The 7,938-nt window shown below is 73.8% G+C and carries 8 protein-coding genes; all 8 read left to right on the forward strand.

What is annotated here, in order from left to right:
* The coding region (locus HUW36_RS20510) for a glycosyl hydrolase-related protein (protein ID WP_174529653.1) at positions 1–297 on the forward strand (297 nt) is incomplete at its 5' end.
* A gap of 144 nt (positions 298–441) precedes the next feature.
* Complete coding sequence (locus tag HUW36_RS20515) at positions 442–1,704, forward strand: cyanophycinase (protein WP_174529654.1); 1,263 nt, start codon at positions 442–444, stop codon at positions 1,702–1,704.
* A 133-nt stretch (positions 1,705–1,837) separates the two neighbouring features.
* Positions 1,838–3,265: a pre-peptidase C-terminal domain-containing protein gene (locus HUW36_RS20520; protein WP_174529655.1), complete on the forward strand. Its 1,428-nt coding sequence runs from the start codon at positions 1,838–1,840 to the stop codon at positions 3,263–3,265.
* Between the two features lie 97 nt (positions 3,266–3,362).
* A complete protein-coding gene (locus tag HUW36_RS20525; protein WP_174529656.1) occupies positions 3,363–4,241 on the forward strand; it encodes a MurR/RpiR family transcriptional regulator in 879 nt (292 codons plus the stop codon).
* A 93-nt stretch (positions 4,242–4,334) separates the two neighbouring features.
* Positions 4,335–5,279, forward strand: coding sequence for a transporter substrate-binding domain-containing protein (locus HUW36_RS20530; RefSeq protein ID WP_174529657.1), 945 nt, complete (start codon positions 4,335–4,337; stop codon positions 5,277–5,279).
* 112 nt (positions 5,280–5,391) lie between these two features.
* A complete protein-coding gene (locus HUW36_RS20535; RefSeq protein ID WP_174529658.1) occupies positions 5,392–6,249 on the forward strand; it encodes an amino acid ABC transporter permease in 858 nt (285 codons plus the stop codon).
* Positions 6,246–7,007, forward strand: coding sequence for an amino acid ABC transporter ATP-binding protein (locus HUW36_RS20540; protein ID WP_281357545.1), 762 nt, complete (start codon positions 6,246–6,248; stop codon positions 7,005–7,007). Before HUW36_RS20535 ends, HUW36_RS20540 begins: the two co-directional genes overlap by 4 nt.
* Positions 7,007–7,938, forward strand: a 932-nt coding sequence (locus tag HUW36_RS20545) for a M20/M25/M40 family metallo-hydrolase (RefSeq protein ID WP_174529659.1), incomplete at its 3' end; no start/stop codon positions are given. The genes HUW36_RS20540 and HUW36_RS20545, both read left to right, overlap by 1 nt.

Consider the following 7,938-nt stretch of genomic DNA (forward strand, 5'->3'; position numbering starts at 1 on the left):
CGGCGCGCGCCGCTGCGGGCCTGGCAGTTGCGTCCGGGCGCGTTGGCGCCGGCCGTGACCCCGGGACTGCGGGTGGACGGGGCGCAGGTGTCGGCGTACAAGCCGGCCGAGGACGGCGACGGCGCGGTGCTGCGGCTGGTCAACCCGACGTCCGCGCCGGTCGAGGCGACGGTGTCCGGGCTCGCCGGCACGTCCGTCGAGTGTGATCTCGCGGAGCGGCCGGTGGGCGGTGCGGTGGCCGGCGACCGGATCGCGCTCGGCCCGTTCGCGACGCGCAGCTTCCGGGTCACCGGCTGAGCGTTCGGCGCCTGTGGTGGGGTCCCGCCGGCCCGCGTGCCGGTGCGGGCCCCGCCACCGCTTTCGGCCCGCGCGCATTGTCCGGCCGGGCCCGCTGCCGTACGCTCGGTCCCGGCTCGCCCTCACGAACCGTGAGGAGCACTCATGCCCTGGAACCGCCTGCTGACCCTCGGGGTCGGCGCCTGTGCGGCGGTCACTCTCAGCCTGCCGGTCGCCGCCGTCCCGGCCTCGGCCACCACCTCCCACCACCGCGCCGGCGGCAGCCTGGTGCTGGTCGGCGGCGCGCTCGCCGACGACAACCGGGAGGTCTACGAGGACATCGTCCGGCTGGCCGGCGGCCCCGGCCGGGCCCGGATCGGCATCGTCACCGCCGGCGCCCCGGTGCCGGCCGAGGACCCGGACGCCAATACCCCGGACTGCAACAACAGCGTCTGCAACGGCGACTACTACGCCGACCTGTTCCGGTCCTACGGGGTGGCCGACGCGCAGTGGATCCCGATCGACCTGGACCACCCGGCCGCCGCCGACGACCCGGCGGTGGTCCGGCAGATCGAGTCGATGACCGGCTTCTTCTTCGGCGGCGGCGACCAGTACCGCTACGTCACCACCATGACCCGGGGGAAGGCGCAGCGGGACAGCGCGGCGCTCGCGGCCGTGCGGCGCAAGCTGCGCGGTGGCGCGGTCGTCGCCGGCACCAGCGCCGGCGCGCAGATCATGGCCGGCCGCGACATGATCACCGGCGGGTCGACCGAGCCGGGGCTGCGCGACGGCGCGAAGCCGGGCTACTTCGACGACCCGGCAGTGCTCGGCTACCTGCCCCGGGGCGGTTTCGGGTTCTTCACCGCCGGGCTCGTCGACACCCACTTCTCCCGTCGCGGGCGGGAGGCGCGCTCGATCCGGCTCGCCTCGGACACCCGGCACACCCGGGTCTTCGGGCTGGACGAGAACACCGCGCTGGAGGTGACCGGCGTGGGTGGTCGGCGTACCGCGCTGCGGGTGCTCGGCCAGCGCGGGGTCAGCGTGCTCGACCTGCGCCGGGCCCGGGTGACCGACCACGGTGGCGTGTGGGGGATCGAGGGCGTGCGGTGGAGCCGGCTCACCGCCGGTGACGCGTACGTCGCGCCGCGCTGGACCGTGGTGCCGGCCGCCGGCAAGCCGCGCGTGCGGCCGGCGGCGGGACCGTGCACGGCGACGCCGTCCGAGGACGTCTTCTACGACTACGCCATGGTCGGCCTGGTCGAGGAGGGGCTCGCCGCCCGCACCGGTTGCGTGGCGGTCGGCGGCACGTCGTACGAGAAGGACCCGCAGTGGTCGGCGCGGCTGACCCGGGGTTCCGGGTTCGCGGCCTTCCGGGGCGCGACGGCGACCACGTTCACCGACGTGGTGGTCGGCATCCGACCGGCCTGACGTGGGTGCGGCGGCGCCGGGCCGGGGGGTCCGGCGCCGCCGTCACGAAGTTGTAACAGAGGTTACGTATTGAGCAGTGAACTTAATGGATGTAACTTCTGTTTCATCGCTTCGTGGCCCCTCGGAGGTGCCCATGTCCCCTTCCCGCAACCCTCGCCGGCTCGCCGTGACGGCGGCCGCCGCCGCGCTGCTCACCGTCGCCCCGCTCGGCGTCACCGCCGCCCACGCCCAGGTCACCCGGGTACGCCAGGGCAGCGCCACCGACGTCACCCGGGCGAGCTGGTCCGGCCCCGCGTACACCATGAACGGCTCCGGCGGCATCGTCACCGCGACCATGACGAAGGCGGTCGACGCCATCCGCGGCGGCACCGGCGCGATCGACGTGGTGGTGATCGCGGGCTCCGGCTCCACCACCCCGGAGTGCGACGTCATCACCCCGCTGGCCGGCGTCAACTCCTGCACCACGCTCACCCTCACCGCCGCCACGGACGGCAACAACAGCCAGGTCAACACCGACATCCGCAATGCCGAGTTCGTCTACTTCGCCGGTGGCGACCAGTGCCGCTACGTCGCCTGGAAGGGCACCGCGCTGGAGGCCTCGGTCGAGTCGGTGGTGGCCAAGGGCGGCGGCGTCGGCGGCGGCAGCGCCGGGCACCACGTCAACAGCGACGTCGTCTACGACGCCTGCACCGCCAGCGCCACCTCCTCCGGCGCGCTGGCCGACCCGTACGACCGGTCGCTGACGTTCACCACCGGGATGTTCCGCTGGCCGAACTACGCCGGCACGATCAACGACTCGCACTTCGTCACCCGGGACCGGATGGGGCGGACCATGGCGTTCGTGGCCCGCGCGGTCAAGGACGGGCTGGTCACCGGCGGCAAGGCGTGGGGCGTCGGGGTCGAGGAGGGCGCCTCGCTCTTCGTCGACCGCGCCGGCCGGGCCACGCTCAGCGGCCCCAGCGCCTACGTGGTGCTCGGTGACCACCAGCCCGAGGTGGCCGTCGCCCGGCAACCGCTTACCTACACCAACTTCAAGATCTGGAAGCTGACCAACGGGCAGAGCTACGACTTCGCCAACCGCCCCACCTGCGGCTACTACCTGCGCAGCGTGCGCGCCGGCGTGCCGGACGCCAACCTCTACAGTGGCACCCCGGTCACCGACTGCTCGACCACCCCGCCGCCGTCGGGCGGGTCCACGTTCGCCGAGGTGGAGCCGAACGACTCCCGCACGGCCGCCAACGACGTCTCCGGGCTGACCTTCCCGGCCACCGTGACCGGGGACATGAAGAGCACCTCGGACCGGGACTACTTCTCCCTCACGCTCGGCAGTGGACAGACGCTGACCGTGAACTGCGCGGTGCCGTCCGCGTACGACGCGGACCTCTACCTGCTCAACGCGAACGGGAGCACGTTGACCCGCTCGGTGAACGACGGCGCCGGAGCGGACGAGTCGGTCACGTTGACCCGCACCGCGTCCGGCTCCGCCACCTACCACCTCGACCTGGAGGCGTACGCCGGCTCCGGCACGGCCGACTACGCCTGCACCGTCACGAAGTCCTGACCCGGCACCCCCCGAGGGTCCGCGGGCGGGCGGCGACGCCCCGCCCGCGGACCCGCCGCCGCGGGGCGGGTGCGGGGCGGGCCGCTACGCTTCGCTCGTGTCGAACCCCGATGACGAGACCCAGGCCGTGGGGGTCGCGGCGCTGATCCGCCAGCGGCTCGGCGAGTGCAGCCCGGCCGAGCGCCGGGTGGCCCGCGCCCTGCTCGCCTCCTATCCGTCCGCCGGCCTGGGCACGGTCGCGGCGCTGGCCGACCGGGCCGAGGTGAGCGCCCCGACGGTGCTGCGCTTCCTGTCCCGGCTCGGCTTCGGCGGTTACCCGGAGTTCCAGCGGGCGCTGCGCGACGAGCTGGCCGAGCGGGAGACCTCGCCGCTGACCGCGTACCGGGCCACCGAACGCAGCGGGGCGCCGCCGCGCGGGGCGCTCTCCCGGGCCGCCGCGGCGCTGCCCGAGGCGGTGGCCGGCACGCTGGCCGACCTTCCGCAGGGTGAGCTGGACGCGGCCGTGCGCCTCTTCGCCGACCAGCAGTACCGGGTCACCGCCGCCGGTGGCCGGTTCTCCGCGCTGTTCGCCAACTACCTGGTGCTGCACCTGATGCAGGTGCGGGGCAACAGTCGGCTGCTGCCCGCCGGCCCGGTGGAGCGGGCCGACATGCTGGTGGACGTCGGCCGGCGGGACCTGGTCGTGCTCTTCGACTTCCGGCGGTACGAGGAGTCGACCCTGGCCCTGGCCCGGGAGGTGACCGGCCGGGGCGCCCGGGTGGTGCTGTTCACCGACAGGTGGCTCTCGCCGGTGGCCGGCCTGGCCGAGGTGGTGCTGCCCGCCCGGGTCGACTCGCCGTCGCCGTACGACAGTTTCGTGCCGACGTTGGCGCTGGTGGAGACGCTGGTGGCGGCGCTGATCGACAGGCTCGGCCCGGTGGCCGGCGCCCGCCTCAAGGCGATGGAGGGGGCGCAGCAGGCGTTCGGCGTGCGCTGAAACGCGCGTTACAGAAAACTGTAACCCCATCGAGATCGTAACGTGGGTTACAGTCCGGGGGCTGGCTCGTTCTGGCCCCCGGAAGGACTCCCCATGCGCATCCGTTCCCTTGCCCTGCTCGGCGTGACCTCGGCGCTGCTCGCCGCCACCGCCGCCTGCGGCTCCTCCTCCTCGGCCGGTGGCTCCGCCGACGAGATCAAGCCCGTCTCGGTCACCATCGACGGCGTCGGCGCGGTCGAGACCGACAAGGCCCTCGCCGCCAAGGTCCCCGCCGACGTGCGCGGCCGCGGCACCGTCACGGTCGCCACCAACGCCCCCTACCAGCCGTTCATCGACTTCAAGGTCGAGGGCCGCACCGACGAGTTCGTCGGCCTCGACCACGACCTGTTCCAGGCCGCCTCGGCCCGGCTCGGCCTGAAGGCCACCTTCAGCCAGCAGCCGTTCGACGGCCTGGTGCCCGGCCTCCAGGCCGCCAAGTACGACGCGATCGCCGGCGGCATCACCGACAAGAAGGAGCGCCAGCAGGTCGCCACGTTCGTCGACTACTCCGCCTCCGGCACCGGCTTCCTGGTCGCCGCCGGCAACCCGCTGGGCGTGAAGACGGTCGCCGACCTCTGCGGCCGCACGGTCGCCGTGCAGAAGGCCAGCAACCAGGCGAAGAACCTGGCGACCTACGCCAAGGAGAGCTGCGCCGGCCGGCCGTTGCAGGTCAAGGAGTACCCGGAGAACCCGCAGGCGGTGCAGGCGCTGATCGCCGGCAACGTGCAGGTCGTCGCCGCCACCCGGGTGAACCTGGTGGACACCGCCGGCGCGCTCGCCGGCAAGGCCGAGCTGGTCGCCGACCCGTCCTCGCCCAACGGCTGGCTGGCCAGCCCGAACGGCTTCGGCTTCCTCAAGGCGAACAAGGAGCTGGCCGAGGCGTACCGGGCCGCCGTGCAGTCGCTTATCGACGACGGCACCTACGGCAAGATCCTGGCCCACTGGAAGCAGACCCCGATCGCCGTCGAGAAGGCCACCATCGACCAGGCCATCGACTGACCCGGCGGACCGCCGCCCCCTGATCCGCGGTCGCCGGGCGCCCTCTGACTCCGTGAGGGCGGGCCCGGAGGCGCCCGGCGACCGCCGCACCCCTGCCGGAGGCACTCTCACGATGACCACCACCGACACCCCGGCGGTACGGGTCGTCCCCGTCCGCCACTACGGGCGCTGGCTGACCGCCCTGGTCGTGGCCGGCCTGGCCGCCCTGTTCCTGCGGGCGCTGCTGACCAGCCCCAACCTCGAACCCGGCACGGTCGCCCACTACCTGTTCCAGGACTACGTGCTCGACGGCGTGCTCACCACGCTCTGGCTCACCCTGCTCGCCATGGTCCTCGGCACCGCCGGCGGCATCCTGCTCGCCGTGCTGCGACTGTCGGACAACCCGGTGCTGCGCGGCGTGTCCTGGACGTTCATCTGGGTCTTCCGCGGCACCCCGCTGCTGGTGCAGATCATCTTCTTCGGCTTCCTCGGCGCGCTGTTCCCCCGGATCACCCTGAGCGTGCCGTTCACCGGCACCGTCCTGTTCGACAGGCCCACGAGCGTGGTGGTCACCGGCACCGTCGCCGCCGTGCTCGCGCTGTCGCTCAACGAGATGGCGTACGCCGCCGAGGTGATCCGCGGCGGCATCCTGGCCGTCGACGGCGGCCAGACCGAGGCCGCCGCCGCCCTCGGCATGAGCCCCACGCTCACCCTGCGCCGGGTGGTGCTGCCCCAGGCCATGCGCGTGATCATCCCGCCGATGGGCAACGAGACCATCACCATGCTCAAGTCGACGGCGTTGGTGTCGATCATCGCCGGGCGGGACCTGATGACCGCCGTGCAGAGCGTCTACCAGAACAACTACAAGGTGATCCCGCTGCTCGTGGTGGCGGCGATCTGGTACCTCGCCCTGGTCAGCCTCCTCTCCGCCGGCCAGTGGCTGGTCGAGCGCCGGTTCGGCCGCGGCTTCGCCCGGGGAGGCGTGCGATGACGGCGATGGTCCGTGCCGAGGGCGTCACCAAGCGGTTCGGCCCGGTCGAGGTGCTCAAGGGCATCGACCTGACCGTGGCCCCCGGCGAGGTGGCCTGCCTGCTCGGCCCCTCCGGCTCCGGCAAGTCCACGTTCCTGCGCTGCGTCAACCACCTGGAACGCATCGACGGCGGGCAGCTCTCGGTCGACGGCGAGCTGGTCGGCTACCGCCGCCAGGGCGACCGGCTGTACGAGCTGAAGGCCCGCGAGGTGGCCGTGCGTCGCCGCGACATCGGCATGGTCTTCCAGCGGTTCAACCTCTTCCCGCACCTCACCGCGCTGGGCAACGTGACCGAGGCGCCGGTGCGCGTGCTGCGCACCCCGCGCGCGCAGGCCCGGGAGGAGGCGCTGCGCCTGCTCGACCGGGTCGGGCTGGCCGACCGCGCGCACCACTACCCGAGCCAGCTCTCCGGCGGGCAGCAGCAGCGGGTGGCCATCGCCCGGGCGATGGCCATGCGACCCAAGCTGATGCTCTTCGACGAGCCCACCTCGGCGCTCGACCCGGAGCTGGTCGGCGAGGTGCTGGACGTGATGAAGGGCCTCGCCGCCGACGGCATGACCATGGTCGTGGTGACCCACGAGATGGGCTTCGCCCGCGAGGTCGCCGACCAGGTCGCGTTCCTCGACGACGGCGTGGTGGTCGAGGTCGGCCCACCGGACGAGGTGCTCGGCCGCCCCCGGCACGAGCGCACCCGCGCCTTCCTCGACAAGGTGCTCTGATGGATCCGCTGCTCGGCGCGGCCGGCGACCGGCTGTCCGCCTACCACGACCGGCTCGCCCGGCTGGTCGCCGTCGACTCCGGCTCCGGCCAGGTCGACGGGCTGCGGGAGGCCGCCGACCTGGTGCAGGGCTGGTGCCTCGCCGCCGGCCTGGCCGTCGAACGGGTGCCGGTCGCCGACCAGGAGAGCCGGCCGCTCGGGGACGTGCTGGTCGCCCGCCGGCGCGGCACCGGCACCCGCCGGATCCTGCTCGCCGGCCACCTGGACACCGTCTTCCCGCCCGGCACGGCCGCCGCCCGCCCCTTCCGGGTGCACGACGGCCGGGCGTACGGCCCGGGGGTCAGCGACGACAAGGGCGGCGTGCTCGCCGGGCTGGCCGCCGTCGAGGTGCTCACCACGTTGGACCGCCACCGGTACGGCGAACTGGCGCTCGTCTGCACGCCGGACGAGGAGATCGGCTCGGTGGGCAGCAGGTCGCTGCTGCGTACCCTCGGGGCCGAGACCGACGTGGCGCTCTGCCTGGAGTGCGCCCGCGACAACGGCGACCTGGTGTCGGCCCGCAAGGGCGTCGCCGACCTCGCGGTGACGCTGCGCGGGCGGGCCGCGCACGCCGGCATCGAGCCGGAGCGGGGTGCCAACGCGTTGCTGGCCGCCGCCCGGCTGACCGTCGCGTTGGACCAGCTCAACGGCCGGTGGCCGGGGGTGACCGTGAACGTGGGCGTGCTGGAGGCGGGCGGCCGGCCCAACGTGGTCGCCGACCGGGCCCGGATGCTCGTCGACCTGCGCGCCTGGCGCACCGGCGAGTACGAGGCGGCGCTGGCCGAGATCCGTCGGCTGGTCGCCGAGCCGGTCGTGTCCGGGGTGCACGCCGAGTTGGCCGTGCACGCGCCCACCCCGCCCTGGGAGCCGGGGCCGGCCGGGCGCCGGCTGGC

It is taken from the genome of Micromonospora maritima, assembly GCF_902825405.1.
GTDB classification, from domain to species: domain Bacteria; phylum Actinomycetota; class Actinomycetes; order Mycobacteriales; family Micromonosporaceae; genus Micromonospora; species Micromonospora maritima.

Bases quoted from the DNA above. Each gene is read 5' to 3' on its own strand.
- HUW36_RS20515 (WP_174529654.1), top strand. From the start codon at position 442: ATGCCCTGGAACCGCCTGCTGACCCTCGGGGTCGGCGCCTGTGCGGCG.
- HUW36_RS20520 (WP_174529655.1), top strand. From the start codon at position 1,838: ATGTCCCCTTCCCGCAACCCTCGCCGGCTCGCCGTGACGGCGGCCGCC.
- HUW36_RS20530 (WP_174529657.1), top strand. From the start codon at position 4,335: ATGCGCATCCGTTCCCTTGCCCTGCTCGGCGTGACCTCGGCGCTGCTC.
- HUW36_RS20535 (WP_174529658.1), top strand. From the start codon at position 5,392: ATGACCACCACCGACACCCCGGCGGTACGGGTCGTCCCCGTCCGCCAC.
- HUW36_RS20540 (WP_281357545.1), top strand. From the start codon at position 6,246: ATGACGGCGATGGTCCGTGCCGAGGGCGTCACCAAGCGGTTCGGCCCG.